Consider the following 15,951-nt stretch of genomic DNA (forward strand, 5'->3'; position numbering starts at 1 on the left):
CGCGCGTCCCGTGGCCGAGGATGCCGGCCCGCATTTGCCCATTCGAGTTGAACAAATGTCGACCTCGCTCTTCGATCTCTCCGGCAAGACCGCGCTGGTGACCGGCTCCTCGCGCGGCCTTGGCCGCGCCATCGCGGAGGGTTTTGCCAAGGCGGGGGCGCGGCTCGTCATTAACGGAACCGACCCCGCGCGTACCCTGGCTGCCGTGGAAGAATTCCGCGCCGCGGGCCATCAGGCCGAGGCCTGTCCGTTCGACGTGACCGATGAGGACGCCGTCGTCGGCGCCTTCACGCGCTTCGACGCCGAGGGGATCGCGATCGACATCCTCGTCAACAATGCCGGCATCCAGCACCGCAAGCCGCTGGTCGAGTTCACCACGGATGAGTGGCGCCGCGTCATCGAGACCAACCTCACCAGCGCCTTCGTGATCGGGCGCGAGGCTGCCAAACGCATGATCCCGCGCAAGAGCGGCAAGATCATCAATATCGGCTCGCTCGGCAGCGAGCTGGCACGGCCGACCATCGGGCCCTACACCACGGCGAAGGGCGGCATCCGCAACCTGACCCGCGCGATGGCGGTCGAATGGGCGGCGCACGGCATCCAGGCCAATGCAATCGGACCGGGCTACATGCTCACCGACATGAACCAGGCGCTGATGAGCAACCCCGACTTCAACAACTGGCTGATGTCGCGCGTCCCGTCGAAGCGCTGGGGCCGGCCGGACGAGCTGGTCGGCACCGCGATCTTCCTGGCCTCGGAGGCGTCGACCTATGTCAACGGCCAGACCATCTATGTCGACGGCGGCATGCTGGCGGCGATGTAGGATCGCGGAAGACAAGAGACAGGGAGGCCGGCCATGCGTGCGGTCGTCATTCACGCGCCGAAGGATCTGCGCATCGACAGCTTTCCCGATCCGGCGCCGGGACCCGGCGAGGTGCGGGTCAAGATCGAGGCCGGCGGCATCTGCGGCTCGGACCTGCATTACTATCATCACGGCGGCTTCGGCACCGTGCGCATCAGGCAGCCGATGGCGCTGGGCCATGAGATCGCAGGCCACGTTGCCGCGGTCGGTGCCGGCGTGACCGGCCTCGCCGAGGGCACCCGCGTCGCCGTCAATCCGAGCCTGCCCTGCGGCCGCTGCAGCTATTGCCGCGAGGGGCTGCGCAACCAATGCCTCGACATGCGCTTCATGGGCAGCGCGATGCGTGATCCCCACGTGCAGGGCGGCTTCCGCGAGTTCGTCACCATCGATGTCTCGCAGGCAGTGCCGATCGCGCCGTCGCTGTCGCTCGGTGAGGCCGCGATGGCCGAGCCGCTGTCGGTCTGCCTGCATGCGGCGCATCAGGCCGGCTCGCTGCTCGGCAAGCGCGTGCTGGTGACCGGCTGCGGCCCGATCGGCGCGCTGTCGATCCTGGTGGCGCGCTACGGCGGTGCGGCCGAGATCGTGGTCACCGACATTGCCGATGCGCCGCTGGCGGTGGCGCGCACGCTCGGTGCCAGCCATGCGTTCAATGTCGGGGCGGAGCCGTCGGCGCTCGATCCGTGGCGGAGCGGGAAGGGCACGTTCGACGTGCTGTTCGAGGCCTCCGGCAACCAGGCCGCCTTGCGGGCCGCGCTCGACGTCATGAGGCCCGGCGGCGTCATCGTCCAGCTCGGGCTCGGCGGCGAGATGACCTTGCCGCTCAACACGCTGGTCACGAAGGAGCTGCAATTGCGCGGCACGTTCCGGTTCGACCGCGAATTCGAGCTGGCGCTGCGGCTGATGGGCGAGGGGCTGCTGGACGTCAAGCCGCTGATCTCGGCTGCGCTGCCATTCGAGCAGGCGGTCGCCGCCTTCGAGCTCGCCAGCGATCGCAGCCGGTCGATGAAGGTTCATTTGACGTTTTGATGGATGGATTGACGCCGATGAAAGTCGCCTGCATCGGAGAGTGCATGGTGGAGTTTGCGCAGGAGGACGGCTCGCTGTTCCGGCGCGGCTTCGGCGGCGACACGCTCAACACCGCGCTCTATCTGGCCCGGCTCGGCGTGCCCACCTCCTACGTGACGGCGCTCGGCGATGATCCCCTGAGTGCCATGATGCTGGCGGCCTGGCAGGCCGAGGGCATCGACACCTCGGAGGTGCTGCAGGTCGAGGGCCGCGTGCCCGGCCTGTACATGATCGAGCGCGATGCCAAGGGCGAGCGCAGCTTCCTGTATTGGCGCGACCGCGCGCCGGCGCGCGAGCTGTTCGATCGCGCCGACCGCGACATGCTCGACAGGCTCTCGCGATTCGACTGGATCTATCTCTCCGGCATCAGCCTCTCGCTCTATGGCGAGACCGGCAAGGCCAAGCTGCGCGAGCTCTTGACGGTCGCACGCAAGCGCGGCGCGCGCGTGGTGTTCGACGGCAACTACCGGCCGCGCGGCTGGGCCAGCCGCGAGGTCGCCCAGCGCGCGTTCCGTGCGATCCTGCCGCTGGTCGACGTTGCGCTGCCGACCTTGGAGGACGAGCAGATGCTGTTCGGCGATGCCGACGCCTCCGTCAGCCTGCGCCGCTTCAAGGACGCCGGGGTCAACGAGGTCGTGGTCAAGCGCGGCGCGCGCGGCTGCCTGATCCATGCCGATGGCGTGCTGGTCGACATCGCGCCACCTGCGGTGCTCAAGCCAATCGACACCACGGCGGCCGGCGATTCCTTCAATGCGGGGTATCTCGCCGCGCGCATCAAGGGCGCGCCGCCGCGCAAGGCGGCGTTGGCAGGGCACCGGCTCGCCGGTGCCGTGATCATGGCGCCGGGGGCCGTGATCCCGGCCACCGCGATGCCGCGGGACATTCTGACGATGAGCGAGGCGTGATGAACAATTTGGACAAGCGCGCGAAGCTCGATGCGGTCTTCGCGCTGGCGCCGGTGATCCCGGTGATCACGATCGAGGACGCGGCGCATGCCGTGCCGCTTGCGCGTGCGCTCGTCGCCGGCGGCCTCCGCGTCATCGAAATCACTTTGCGGACGCAGGCGGGGCTCGATGCCGCGCGCGCGATCATCGATGAGGTGCCGGACGCCGTCGTCGGCATCGGCACGGTGCTGACGCCGGCGGACTACGAGCGCGCCGCCAAGCTCGGCGCCGCCTTCGCGATCAGTCCGGGCCTCTCGCTCGGCCTGCTCGACGCCGCGAATGCCGGCGAGATGCCGTTCGCGCCGGGCATTCAGACCGCCTCTGATCTCATCGCCTGCGTGACGCGGGGCTATGAGCTGGTGAAGTTCTTTCCCGCGGTGCCGGCCGGCGGGCTCGCGGCGCTCGACGCGCTAGCGGGTCCCTTCCCGAACGTGCGCTTCTGTCCGACCGGCGGCATCAATGCCGGCAACGCCGCGCAATGGCTGGCGCACAAGAAGGTCGTTGCGATCGGCGGCTCGTGGGTCGCGCCCGCGGCCGACATCAAGGCCGGTGCGTGGGCCGCGATCGAGCAGCGCGCCCGCGAAGCGACGAAGCTGCGCTGATCCAGCCTATCCACAACTTAAAATTTTGTTTGTGTCCGACGATTATCTTCGGCGGCAGTGGAGCCGCGCCGGCGCCTGTCATTCTCAAAAAGTATTACGGTCAAATAATATGACTAGTCATCTCCTGGGTTCCGTGAAATAACGGACGTCACCGGCCGTCGAGGCGGGTGAATAGGTGCGTCGGCACCGCTGTTCGCGGCGGCGCATCAAAAAACAGTACCTTTTTGGGAGAGAACGTCTGATGACCCTGAAAGCCCTCTTTGCGGCCTCGGCCACGGCCGCCTTGTTGTTTGCCACGTCCGCTGGCGCCGCGGAGCTGACCGTCGGCTTCTCGCAGATCGGATCGGAGTCCGGCTGGCGCGCCGCCGAGACCTCGGTCTCGAAATCGGAAGCCACCAAGCGCAAGATCAACCTGAAGATCGCCGACGCCCAGCAGAAGCAGGAAAACCAGATCAAGGCGATCCGCTCCTTCATCGCCCAGGGCGTGGACGCGATCTTCCTCGCGCCGGTCGTGGCTTCGGGTTGGGACGCCGTGCTGAAGGAAGCCAAGGAAGCCAAGATCCCGGTCGTACTGCTCGACCGCGACATCGATCCCTCCGGCAAGGACCTCTATCTGACCGCCGTCACCTCCGACAGCGTGCACGAGGGCGAGGTGGCAGGCGAGTGGCTCGCCAAGACGGTCGGCGGCAAGGCCTGCAACGTCGTCGAGCTGCAGGGCACGGTCGGCGCCAGCGTCGCCACCAACCGCAAGAAGGGCTTTGACGCCGTTGTCGCCAAGAACGCCAACCTGAAGGTCGTGCGCAGCCAGACCGGCGACTTCACCCGTGCCAAGGGCAAGGAGGTGATGGAGAGCTTCATCAAGGCCGAGAACGGCGGCAAGTCGATCTGCGCGGTCTATGCCCACAACGACGACATGATGGTCGGCGCGATCCAGGCAATGAAGGAGGCCGGCCTGAAGCCGGGCAAGGACATCCTGACCGTCTCGATCGACGCCGTGCCGGACATCTTCAAGGCAATCGCCGCCGGCGAGGCCAACGCCACCGTCGAGCTGACGCCGAACATGGCGGGGCCGGCGTTCGACGCGATCGTGGCCTTCAAGGAGAAGGGCACCGTTCCGCCGAAGTGGATCCAGACGGAATCCAAGCTCTACACCGCGACTGACGATCCGCAGAAGGTCTACGACAGCAAGAAGGGCTTGGGCTACTGAGCTGAAGCCTATGTTGTTGCCGTCGTCCTGGCGAACGCCAGGACCCATAGCCACCGATCTTTGTGAGGTCTGCGGTATTGGCCCAGTGCCTCAATCGACTATTCCGCGGTATGGGTCCCGGCGTTCGCCGGGACGACGAAATCAGGTGCTGGCGTCCGCTCATTCGGCGGGCGTCGGCTTCCTGGCTGATGTCCAATCGTCGCGCCAAGTAGTTCGTCATGTCTGATCCTTCAGCTCCGCCGGCGACGCGTCCAGCCCTGCTGGAGATCCGCGGCCTGACCAAGAGCTTCGGGGCGCTGAAGGCGCTTGATGACGTCGACTTCACTCTGGGGGAGGGCGAGATCCATGCGCTGCTCGGCGAGAACGGCGCCGGCAAGTCGACCCTGATCAAGGTGGTCACCGGCGTGTTCGCGCGGGACGCCGGCACTGTGCGGCTGGCCGATCGGGAGATCGCGCCGCGCTCGGCCAAGGACGCTGTCGATGCCGGCATCGCCACCGTCTATCAGGAAGTCAATCTGCTGCCGAACCTCTCGGTGGCGCAAAATCTCTATCTCGGCCGGCAGCCGACGCGGTTCGGCGTCGTGCGCGAGGCCGAGATGCGGCGGCGCGCGCACGCGCTGCTGCTGGATTATGGGCTGGACATCGACGTCGGTGCGCCGCTTTCGAGCTACTCGGTCGCGGTCCAGCATATCACGGCGATCGCGCGCGCGGTCGATCTGTCGGCGCGCGTCCTCATTCTCGACGAGCCCACGGCGAGCCTCGACCGCCACGAGGTCGAGATCCTGTTCAAGGTGATGCGAAAGCTCGCGGCTGATGGCATCGGCATCGTGTTCGTCAGCCACTTCCTCGATCAGGTCTACGAGATCTGCGATCGCGTCACCGTGCTGCGCAACGGCCGGCTGATCGGTTCGCGCGACGTCGCCGACCTGCCGCGGCTCGACCTTATCAGAATGATGCTGGGGCGCGAGCTGGCCGAGACCACGCATGAACGCGCGGCGAGCCAGCCGGACACGGCGCGCGAGGTCTGCATCAGTTTCAAGGGCTATGGCAAGCAGGGCTACCTTGCGCCGTTCGATCTCGAGCTGCGCCGCGGCGAGGTCGTCGGGCTCGCGGGCCTGCTCGGCTCCGGCCGCACCGAGACGGCGCGGCTGGTGTTCGGGGCCGAACGCGCCGACACCGGTGCGGCCACCGTCGACGGCGAGACCGTCCGGCTGAATTCGCCGCGCGATGCCGCCGGGCTCGGCTTCGGCTACTGCCCCGAGGAGCGCAAGACCGAGGGCATAATCGCCGATCTCACCGTGCGCGAGAACATCGTGCTGGCGCTGCAGGCCCGGCGCGGCCTGCACCGGCCACTGTCGCGGCGCGAGCAGGACGAGATCGCGCTGCGTTACATCCGCATGCTCGACATCCGGCCGCCGGATCCGGAACGTCCCATTGGGCTGCTGTCGGGCGGCAACCAGCAGAAGGCGCTACTGGCGCGCTGGCTCGCCACGTCGCCGAAGCTCCTCGTTCTGGACGAGCCGACGCGCGGCATCGACGTCGGGGCCCATGCCGAGATCATCCGGCTGGTGCGCGAGCTGTGCGAGCAGGGGCTGGCGCTGCTCGTGATCTCCTCCGAGCTCGACGAGATCGTGACCTATTCCAACCGGGTCGTCGTGCTGCGCGACCGCGCCCATGTCGAGGAGCTGAAGGGCGACGCCGTCGAGGTTTCCAGCATTCTTGCGGCGATCGCGGCCGATGGTGAGCCTGTGCGCGAGGCCGTGTCATGACGCTTCGCATTCCCCGCCGTGGCCTGGCACAGGCGTTCGCGCTGATCGTGATCCTGATCATCGATCGCGCGGTCTCGCCGCAGTTCTTCAACCTCCATCTGCAGGACGGCCGGCTGTTCGGCAGCGTCATCGACGTGCTCAACCGCGGCACGCCGGTGGCGCTGCTGTCGCTCGGCATGGTGCTCGTCATCGCCACCGGCGGCATCGACCTTTCGGTCGGCGCCGTCATGGCGATCGCGGGCGCCACCGCGGCGAGCCTCGCCGATACGCATTCGCTGCCGGTGGTCATCGGCGCCGCGCTCGCTGTCGGTTTGGTGTGCGGGCTCTGGAACGGCATCCTCGTCGCTGTCCTGCGTATCCAGCCGATCGTCGCCACGCTCATTCTGATGGTCGCAGGACGCGGCATCGCGCAGCTCATCACGGAAGGTCGGATCGTCACCTTCACCTCGCCCGATCTGGTCTGGATGGGCAACGGCGCCGTGCTCGGCCTGCCGACGCCGGTCGTGATCGCGATCGGCATGCTGCTGGTGACGGGGGCGGTCGTGCGCGGCACCGCGCTCGGGCTCTTGATCGAGGCGACCGGCGGCAACGCCCGCGCCAGCGAGCTCTCCGGCGTCGGCACCCGCGCCATGATCCTGTCGGTCTATGTCTGGTGCGGCCTGTGCGCGGCGCTCGCTGGCGTCATCGCCGCAGCCGACATCATGGGGGCGGACGCCAACAATGCCGGGCTGTGGCTCGAGCTCGATGCGATCCTCGCCGTCGTGATCGGCGGCACCTCGCTGTTCGGCGGCCGCTTCAGCCTGGTGCTGGCGGTGGCCGGCGCGCTGATCATCCAGGCCATGAACACCGGCATTCTGTTGTCGGGCTATCCGCCGGAGCTCAATCTGCTGGTCAAGGCCGTGGTCGTTCTCGCCGTCCTGCTGGCGCAGTCGCCGCGGCTCGGCGATCTCTCGCGCTTCACCGCGCGCTGGCGGAGGACCAAGCCATGAAGGCCTCGACCTCGGCTGCGATCACCGCCTTCGTGCTGGTCGCCGGCTTTGCGCTGTGCGCGCTGCAATTCCCGAACATCGCCTCGACCCGCGTCGTCGCCAATCTGCTCACCGACAATGCCTTCCTCGGCATCGTCGCCGCGGGCATGACCTTCGTCATCATCTCCGGCGGCATCGATCTCTCGGTCGGCTCGGTGATCGGCTTCACCACGGTATTCGTGGCGCTCGCGGTCGAGCGCTGGGGCATCCCGCCCTTCGCCGCCTTCGCACTGGTGCTGGTGCTGTGCGCGCTGTTCGGTGCCGCGATGGGCGCGGTGATCCACGTGTTCGAGCTGCCGCCCTTCATCGTGACCCTCGCCGGCATGTTCCTGGCGCGCGGCGTCAGCTTCCTGCTGTCGACCGAATCGATTCCGATCACCGCCCCGATCTACAGTGCCGTCTCCGACTTCGCGATCCGCCTGCCAGGCGGCGGACGGCTCACCGCGATCGCGATTGCGATGCTGGTGATCCTGGTGCTCTGCGCGTTGCTGCTGCATTTGACCCGGTTCGGCGTCAACGTCTACGCGCTCGGTGGCAGCCGTGTGGCGACAGCCCTGATGGGCATTCCGGTCGGGCCGATGACCATCCGCATCTATATGCTGTCGAGCGTGCTTGCGGGCCTCGCCGGCATCGTCTTCTCGTTCTACACCGCGGCCGGCTATTCGCTTTCGGCCGTCGGTGTCGAACTCGATACCATCGCTGCCGTGGTGATCGGCGGAACCTTGTTGACCGGCGGACAGGGCTCGGTCATCGGCACCTTCCTTGGCGTCCTGATACAGGGCATGATCCAGACCTACATCAATTTCGACGGCACGCTGTCGAGCTGGTGGACCAAGATCGCCACGGGGGTTCTGTTGTTCGTTTTCATTGCGCTGCAGCAAGGTCTGATGGCGCTCGCGCGCCGCTCATCCGTCAAGCCCGCCGCGGCCAAGCCGGTGGGGGCGCCGACATGACGACGTCGCACATCGTCTCGATTCCGACCCGGCGCGCGCATTCCAACCATGCCGAGGTCGCCCGCAGCATCGGCATCGACATCATCTCGGGCCGTCTGGCCGAGGGCGCGCGGTTGCCGGGTGACGCCGAGCTGACCGCGACTTTCGGCGTCTCACGGCCGGTGCTGCGCGAGAGCGTGAAGACCCTCGTTGCAAAAGGTCTGCTGTCGACCAAGGCCCGCGTCGGCACCGTGGTGCGCGGACGCTCGGACTGGAACATGTTCGATCCCGACGTGCTCGCCTGGCACCTCGACGCGGGGATCGACAAGCGCTTTCTTGCCGACCTCGCCGAGATCCGGTTGGCGATCGAGCCGCGCGCCGCGGCGCTCGCGGCAGAGCGCCGCAGCGACGACGATCTCGCCGCGATGAACCAGGCGATGGCGCAGATGGAACGCGAGCCGTCGACCTCGATCGCCTTTGCCGAAGCCGACCTCGCTCTGCACATCGCGATCGCCAATGCCTCGGGCAATCCCTTCATGCGATCGATCGGCGCGGTCATCGAGGCGGCATTGCGCGCGTCGTTCGTCCTGAGCGCGCCGATCGAAACCGCCGACCGGGACACCGTGCTGGTCTGGCACCAGCGCATCATCGATGCGATCGCAGATGGCAATCCCGAGGGCGCCTCGGAGGCCATGATCGAAGTCATCTACAACGGCCGGCGGCGTCATGCGCAATCGGCTGCACGAACGGACCAGGAATGAGCAACGACAACGAGAAGAAGACGCTGCGGAGCCAGGCGTGGTTTGGCCGCCAGGACAAAATGGGCTTCTACTATCGCTCGTTCCTGAAGAACAGCGGCACGCCGCAGGATCGCTTCGAGGGCCGTCCGGTCATCGGCATCTGCAACACCTGGTCGGAGCTGACGCCCTGCAATGCGCATTTCCGCGTCATCGCCGAGCATGTCCGCCAGGGCGTGCTCGATGCCGGCGGCTATCCGCTGGAGTTTCCGGTCTCCTCGCTCGGCGAGGTGACGATGCGTCCCACTGCGATGCTGTTCCGCAATCTCGCCTCGATGGATGTGGAGGAGGCGATCCGTGCGCATCCGCTCGACGGTGTCGTGCTCTTGATGGGCTGCGACAAGACCACGCCGGCGCTCTTGATGGGCGCGGCCTCCGCCGACCTGCCTGCGATCGGCGTCTCCGGCGGTCCGCAATTGCGCGGCGTCTATCGCGGCCAGATCATCGGCTCCGGCACCAACATCATCTCGATGAGCGAGCAGCTGCGCGCCGGCGAGATCACCTTGAAGGAATTCCACGAGGCCGAGGCCGGCATGAACCGCTCCGCCGGCAGCTGCATGACCATGGGCACGGCCTCGACGATGGCCTCGATGGTCGAGGCACTCGGCATCGGCCTGCCGGAGAATGCGGCGATTCCCGCCGCCGATGCGCGCCGCAACCTGCTCGCGCGCATGGCGGGACGGCGCATCGTCGAGATGGTCGGCGAAGACCTCAAGCCATCGGACATTCTGACCCGTCAGGCGTTCGAGAATGCGATCCGCACGCTCGCGGCGATCGGCGGCTCGACCAACGCTGTGGTGCATCTGCTTGCGATCGCCGGACGTGTCGGCGTCGAGCTGACGCTCGACGACTTCGACCGTCTGTGTCGCGACGTGCACTGCCTGGTCGACCTGATGCCGTCGGGCCGCTTCCTGATGGAGGACTTCTACTACGCAGGCGGCCTGCCGGCGGTGCTGCGCGCACTCGGCGAGCGCGGCCTGTTGCACAAGGACGCCCGGACCGTCAATGGCAGGACGCTGTGGGACAATGTCGCCGTGGCGCCGAATTACAATGCCGAGGTCATCACGCCGTTCGAGACGCCGTTCAAGACCGAAGCCGGCATCGCGATCCTGACCGGCAACCTCGCCCCCAACGGCGCCGTTATCAAGCCGTCGGCGGCCTCGCCGGAGCTGATGAACCACACCGGACGCGCCGTCGTGTTCGAAAGCGTCGAGGAAATGCACGATGCGGTCGACGACGACAATCTCGACATCGATGCGTCCTGCATCATGGTGCTGAAGAATTGCGGGCCGAAGGGCTATCCGGGCATGGCCGAGGTCGGCAACATGCCGCTGCCCGCGAAAGTGCTGCGCCAGGGCGTGCGCGACATGATCCGAATCTCGGACGCACGCATGTCCGGCACGGCGTACGGCACCGTGGTGCTGCATGTCGCCCCGGAAGCCACCGTCGGCGGGCCGCTGGCGCTGGTCAAGAATGGCGACATGATCACGCTGGACGTCGCTGGCCGCCGGCTGCATCTGCATGTCAGCGACGAGGAGCTCGCCGCGCGCCGCGCCGCCTGGAGGCCGCCGAAGCCGCATGCGGCCCGCGGCTATCAGAAGCTCTACATCGATCACGTGCTGCAGGCCGATCGCGGCGTCGATTTCGACTTCCTGGTCGGCCGCACCGGCTCGCCCGTGCCGCGCGACAATCACTAAAGAGGTGCCCATGACCGCTTCCGCCAAAAAGCTCTACAAGGGCGTCTTCCCGGTGGCGCCGACCGTGTTCGACGCCGACGGCCGTCTCGACCTCGAGGGCCAGAAGCGCGCGATCGACTTCATGATCGATGCCGGCTCGCACGGCATCTGCATCCTCGCCAACTTCTCCGAGCAGTTCGTGCTGACCGATGACGAGCGCGATCTGGTGATGACCACGGTGCTAGAGCATGTCGCCGGCCGCGTGCCGATCATCGTCACGACGACGCATTTCTCGACCTTTGTCTGCGCCGAGCGCTCGCGCCGGGCGCAGGAGAGGGGCGCCGCCATGGTCATGGTGATGCCGCCCTACCATGGCGCGACCTTCCGCGTGCCGGATAGCTCGATCTACGAGTTCTATCGCGGCGTGTCCGACGCGATCTCGATCCCGATCATGGTGCAGGATGCGCCGGTCGCCGGCACGCCGCTGTCGGTGCCGTTCTTGGCGCGCATGGCCAAGGAGATCGAGAACCTCGCTTATTTCAAGATCGAGGTGCCGCGCGCGGCGGACAAGCTGCGCGCGCTGATCGAGGCCGGCGGCGCTGATATCGAAGGCCCGTGGGACGGCGAGGAGGCGATCACGCTGATGGCCGATCTCGATGCCGGCGCCACCGGCGCGATGACCGGCGGCGGCTATCCCGACGGTATCCGCAAGATCATCGATCCGTATTTCGCGGGCGACCGCGAGGCCGCGGCCGCGGCCTATGAGCGCTGGCTGCCGCTGATCAACTACGAGAACCGGCAGTGCGGCCTTGCGACCTGCAAGATCCTGATGAAGGCTGGCGGCGTGATCAAGCACGACACGCTGCGCGCGCCGCAGCCGCCGATCCATCCGGCGACACAGAAGGGTCTGATCGAGATCGCGCGCCGGCTCGACCCGGTCGTGCTGCGCTGGGGACGCTAGAGATGAGCGAGCTTCGTGTCGCCATCGTCGGCTTCGGCAAGATCGCCAGGGATCAGCACGTGCCGGCCATCGCCGCCACCGAGGGCGTGACCTTGACGGCCGTCGCAAGCCGTAACGCCTCGCTGCCCGGCCTGCCGCATTTCGGCACCATCGAGGAACTGCTGCGCGATGGTCCCGAGATCGACGCGGTTGCGTTGTGCACGCCGCCGCAGGTGCGCCGTGCGCAGGCGCTGGCGGCGCTCGAGGCCGGCAAGCATGTGATGCTGGAAAAGCCGCCCGGTGCTGCCGTCAGCGAGCTCGATCCGCTGATTGCACTCGCCGCCGCAAAGGGGCGCACGCTGTTCGCGACCTGGCATTCGCGCTACGCGCCGGCCGTCGAGCCGGCGCGGGAATGGCTGTCACAGCGTCGGATCCGCAGCGTGCGGATCGACTGGAAGGAGGACGTGCGCGTCTGGCATCCCGGCCAGGCCTGGATCTGGGAGCCGGGCGGTCTCGGCGTGTTCGATCCCGGCATCAACGCGCTGTCGATCCTGACCCGCATCCTGCCCGAGCCGGTGTTCCTGACCGAGGCCGAGCTGTCGTTTCCGTCCAACCGTCAGGCGCCGATCGCGGCCAACCTGTCGTTGTCGACAGCCAGCGAGCTGCCGATCGCGGCCGAGTTCGACTTCCGCCAGACCGGGCCGCAGAGCTGGGACATCCGGATCGAGACCGACGCCGGGCAACTCAAGCTGTCGCTCGGCGGCGCGCGGATGACCGCGGATGACCAAGTGATGATCGACGAGAAGGAGCGCGAATATCCCGGCCTCTATCGCCGCTTCGTCGAGCTGACGAAGACCGGCGCTGGTGACGTCGATCTCGCGCCGCTGCGGCTGGTGGCCGACGCGTTCCTGCTCGGCCGCCGCCACTTCGTCGAGCCGTTCGAGGACTAGAGCGATGGCAGAGGCTGATATCACCAGGGATGTGTTTGGCAGCCTGCCGGACGGCCGCGAGGTCGAGCGCGTCACCTTGCGTGGCGCTCACGGCTTCGAGGCGCGGATCGTCACCTACGGCGCGGCGCTGCAGACGCTGCTGGTGCCGGATGCGAAGGGGCTTGTCGATGACGTGGTGCTCGGACATGACGACTTGCTGAGCTACGTCAAGCTCCGAAAGTTCTTCGGTGCGACGGTCGGGCGCTATGCCAACCGCATCGCCAAGGCGCGCTTCCCGCTCGACGGTCAGGATCTGCGCCTCGACGCCAACAATGGTGCACATGCATTGCATGGCGGTCCCGACGGCTTCGACCGCAAGCTCTGGCAGATCGTCGCCACCGAAGACGGCGCCCAGCCCTCGGTCACGATGCTCTATGTCAGTCCCGACGGCGAGGCCAATTATCCGGGGCGGCTCGACGTTCGTGTCACCTATCAGTTGACCGGGCCGATGGAGTTGGCTGTCAGCTTCAGCGCCCGGACCACCCGGACGACGGTGGTCAACCTGACCAACCACAGCTTCTTCAATCTCGATGGCCTGGCCGCCGGCAGCGACATCCTTGATCATCGTCTGACGGTCGAAGCCGACCATTATCTCGCGATCGACGAGACCGCGATCCCGCTGGAAGGGCCGCCGCACGCCGTCGCCGGCACGCCGTTCGATTTCCGCGAGCCGTATGCGGTCGGTGCCCGCATCCGCGCTGACGACCCGCAGATCAAATGCGGTCGCGGCTACGATCATAATTTCTGCCTTCGACAGCAGGCGGGGGTGCGCTTGGCCGCCCGGCTGGCGTCCCCGCGCTCGGGGCGCGTCATGGAGTTGCTCACCGATCAGCCCGGCCTGCAGGTCTATTCCGGCAACTATCTTGACGGGACCGTGACCGGCAAGGGGCGTGTCTATCGTCAATCCGACGCGCTCTGCCTGGAGCCGCAGGTCTGGCCGGACAGTCCGAACCGCCCGGATTTTCCCAGCGCGCGTCTTGCGCCCGATGACGTCTACAAGCACGAGACGGTGTATCGCTTCTCGACCGCGGGAGCGTCCGCATGATGGAGCAGGTGCCGACCACGATTCTTTGCGACGAGCGCTGCCATCTCGGCGAGGGGCCGACCTACGATCCCCACACCGACACCGCCTGGTGGTTCGACATCCGCGAGGGCCTGCTGTTCGAGGCCAAGATCGGCAGCGGCGAGGTCCGCCGCCATGGCCTCGGCAGGATGGCGAGCGCGCTCGGCCGTATCGATGCCAACAGGCAGTTGATCGTGGCCGAGGACGGGCTCTACATCCGCAGCATCGCCGACGGTGCGCTATCCCTGTATCTGGCGCTCGAAGCCGACAATCCGGCGACGCGGTCGAACGACTCGCGGGTCCATCCCTCCGGGACGTTCTGGATCGGCACCATGGGGCGCAACGCCGAGTGCGGCCTGGGCTCGATCTATGCGCTGCATCGCGGTGAGATCATCCGCCTGTTCCCCAACGTCACCATTCCCAACGCAATCTGCTTCTCGCCGGATGGCGCGATCGGCTATTTCGCCGATACGGACGAGAACGTGCTCTACCGCGTCGCGCTCGACCCGACGACCGGCCTGCCGCGCGGCGAGCCGGAGGTGCTGCTGCGCCATGCCGGCGTCGGCGGGCTCGACGGTGCCGTCGTCGACGCCGAGGGGCGGATCTGGAACGCGCGCTGGGGCGGCGGTTGTGTCGATGTCTACAGCCCGCAGGGCGAGCATCTGCGCTGCATCGCGGTTCCGGCCAGCCAGGCGAGCTGCCCGGCCTTCGTCGGTCCCGGTCTGTCGCGCCTGCTGGTCACGTCGGCCTGGCAGGACATGGACGCGGCGGCCAAGGCGGCCGACCCCGGCCACGGCCAGACTTTCCTGCTTGAGGTCGGCGCTCACGGTCGCGCCGAGCCTGACGTGAAGCTGTCGATCTGAGAGGAGGAACAATCGAGTCGAGCGTCGTTCAGCCTAACAGCTATCTGGTATCGAGATACGCAATCGCGTATTCCTAGTTCAAATCTGAAAATCTTAGAGGGAGTGAAGCATGCTGAATTTCAAGACCATCATGGCCGCCGCGCTGGCCGGCCTCGGCGCCGTGGCGCTGTCCAGCGCCGCAATGGCGCAGGGCAAGGCAACCGTCGGCATCGCGATGCCGACCAAGTCCTCGGCGCGCTGGATCGACGACGGCAACAACATCGTGAAGGTGCTGAAGGAGCGTGGCTACAACACCGACCTGCAATATGCCGAGGACGACATCCCGAACCAGCTCTCGCAGGTCGAGAACATGGTCACCAAGGGCGCCAAGGTGCTGGTCATCGCCGCGATCGACGGCACGACGCTGTCCGACGCGCTGAAGCAGGCCAAGGAGAAGGGCGTCACCGTCATCGCCTATGACCGCCTGATCCGCGACACGCCGAATGTCGACTACTACGCGACCTTCGACAATTTCCAGGTCGGCGTGCTGCAGGCGCAGTCGATCGTCGACAAGCTCGGCCTGAAGGACGGCAAGGGCCCGTTCAACATCGAGCTGTTCGGCGGCTCGCCGGACGACAACAACGCCTACTTCTTCTACAACGGCTCGATGTCGGTGCTGCAGCCGTACATCGACTCCGGCAAGCTCAAGGTTGCGTCCGGCCAGATGGGCATGGACAAGGTCGCGACCCTGCGCTGGGACGGCGCCACCGCCCAGGCCCGCATGGACAACCTGCTCAGTGCCTATTACGGCAACAAGCGTGTCGACGCGGTGCTGTCGCCCTATGACGGCCTCTCGATCGGCATCATCTCGTCGCTGAAGGGCGTCGGCTATGGCAGCGGCAACCAGCCGATGCCGGTCATCTCAGGCCAGGACGCCGAGGTGCCGTCGGTCAAGGCGATCCTGCGCGGCGACCAGTACTCGACGATCTTCAAGGACACCCGCGACCTCGCCAAGGTGACCGCCGATATGGTCGATGCCGTGCTCAACGGCAAGCAGGTGCAGGTCAACGACACCAAGACCTACAACAACGGCGTCAAGGTCGTTCCCGCTTATCTGCTCAAGCCGGTCGTGGTCGACAAGAGCAATTGGGAGAAGGTCCTGATCGAGGGCGGCTACTACAAGAAGTCGCAGGTCGAGTGATCACCGGTGGCCGGCGAGCGCGGTCATGCGCTCG

15 protein-coding genes are annotated in these 15,951 nt (G+C 66.9%); all 15 read left to right on the plus strand.

The genetic code is table 11. The features are described 5' to 3' along the window. Positions 1–55: 55 nt before the first annotated feature. Positions 56–823 (plus strand): SDR family oxidoreductase, encoded by a 768-nt coding sequence (locus QX128_RS21170; RefSeq protein WP_315804462.1) that lies wholly within the window; start codon positions 56–58, stop codon positions 821–823. Positions 824–856: 33 nt separating this feature from the next. Then, positions 857–1,888, plus strand: coding sequence for an L-idonate 5-dehydrogenase (locus QX128_RS21175; protein WP_316238425.1), 1,032 nt, complete (start codon positions 857–859; stop codon positions 1,886–1,888). A 47-nt stretch (positions 1,889–1,935) separates the two neighbouring features. Beyond that, complete coding sequence (locus QX128_RS21180; RefSeq protein WP_409997971.1) at positions 1,936–2,832, plus strand: sugar kinase; 897 nt, start codon at positions 1,936–1,938, stop codon at positions 2,830–2,832. Next, positions 2,832–3,473, plus strand: a complete 642-nt coding sequence (eda, locus tag QX128_RS21185) for a bifunctional 4-hydroxy-2-oxoglutarate aldolase/2-dehydro-3-deoxy-phosphogluconate aldolase (RefSeq protein WP_410053167.1) — start codon at positions 2,832–2,834, stop codon at positions 3,471–3,473. The genes QX128_RS21180 and eda overlap by 1 nt, the downstream gene beginning before the upstream one ends. Positions 3,474–3,714: 241 nt before the next feature. Continuing rightward, positions 3,715–4,680, plus strand: coding sequence for a galactofuranose ABC transporter, galactofuranose-binding protein YtfQ (ytfQ, locus tag QX128_RS21190; RefSeq protein ID WP_316238427.1), 966 nt, complete (start codon positions 3,715–3,717; stop codon positions 4,678–4,680). Between the two features lie 218 nt (positions 4,681–4,898). Next, positions 4,899–6,449, plus strand: a complete 1,551-nt coding sequence (locus QX128_RS21195) for a sugar ABC transporter ATP-binding protein (RefSeq protein WP_316238428.1) — start codon at positions 4,899–4,901, stop codon at positions 6,447–6,449. Next, positions 6,446–7,438, plus strand: a complete 993-nt coding sequence (locus QX128_RS21200) for an ABC transporter permease (RefSeq protein WP_316238429.1) — start codon at positions 6,446–6,448, stop codon at positions 7,436–7,438. The genes QX128_RS21195 and QX128_RS21200 overlap by 4 nt, the downstream gene beginning before the upstream one ends. Next, entirely contained in the window at positions 7,435–8,430 is a 996-nt protein-coding gene (gene yjfF, locus QX128_RS21205; RefSeq protein WP_316238430.1) for a galactofuranose ABC transporter, permease protein YjfF, read from the plus strand. The genes QX128_RS21200 and yjfF overlap by 4 nt, the downstream gene beginning before the upstream one ends. Then, complete coding sequence (locus QX128_RS21210) at positions 8,427–9,170, plus strand: FadR/GntR family transcriptional regulator (RefSeq protein ID WP_316177969.1); 744 nt, start codon at positions 8,427–8,429, stop codon at positions 9,168–9,170. Before yjfF ends, QX128_RS21210 begins: the two co-directional genes overlap by 4 nt. After that, positions 9,167–10,903, plus strand: coding sequence for an IlvD/Edd family dehydratase (locus tag QX128_RS21215; protein ID WP_316238431.1), 1,737 nt, complete (start codon positions 9,167–9,169; stop codon positions 10,901–10,903). The genes QX128_RS21210 and QX128_RS21215 overlap by 4 nt, the downstream gene beginning before the upstream one ends. Before the next feature lie 10 nt (positions 10,904–10,913). Next, entirely contained in the window at positions 10,914–11,843 is a 930-nt protein-coding gene (locus QX128_RS21220) for a dihydrodipicolinate synthase family protein (RefSeq protein WP_316238432.1), read from the plus strand. A gap of 2 nt (positions 11,844–11,845) precedes the next feature. Continuing rightward, on the plus strand, positions 11,846–12,772 hold the full coding sequence (locus QX128_RS21225) for a Gfo/Idh/MocA family oxidoreductase (protein ID WP_316238433.1): 927 nt from the start codon (positions 11,846–11,848) through the stop codon (positions 12,770–12,772). Between the two features lie 4 nt (positions 12,773–12,776). Further along, positions 12,777–13,856 (plus strand): aldose epimerase family protein, encoded by a 1,080-nt coding sequence (locus tag QX128_RS21230; RefSeq protein WP_316238434.1) that lies wholly within the window; start codon positions 12,777–12,779, stop codon positions 13,854–13,856. Further along, positions 13,856–14,737 carry an SMP-30/gluconolactonase/LRE family protein gene (locus QX128_RS21235; protein WP_316238496.1) on the plus strand — a complete coding sequence of 294 codons (882 nt, stop codon included), beginning with the start codon at positions 13,856–13,858 and terminating at the stop codon, positions 14,735–14,737. The genes QX128_RS21230 and QX128_RS21235 overlap by 1 nt, the downstream gene beginning before the upstream one ends. A gap of 109 nt (positions 14,738–14,846) precedes the next feature. Then, on the plus strand, positions 14,847–15,917 hold the full coding sequence (gene chvE / locus QX128_RS21240) for a multiple monosaccharide ABC transporter substrate-binding protein (RefSeq protein WP_315804475.1): 1,071 nt from the start codon (positions 14,847–14,849) through the stop codon (positions 15,915–15,917). The last annotated feature ends 34 nt before the right edge of the window (positions 15,918–15,951 follow it).

This window comes from Bradyrhizobium sp. SZCCHNR1015, from assembly GCF_032489875.1.
Taxonomy (GTDB): Bacteria; Pseudomonadota; Alphaproteobacteria; order Rhizobiales; family Xanthobacteraceae; genus Bradyrhizobium.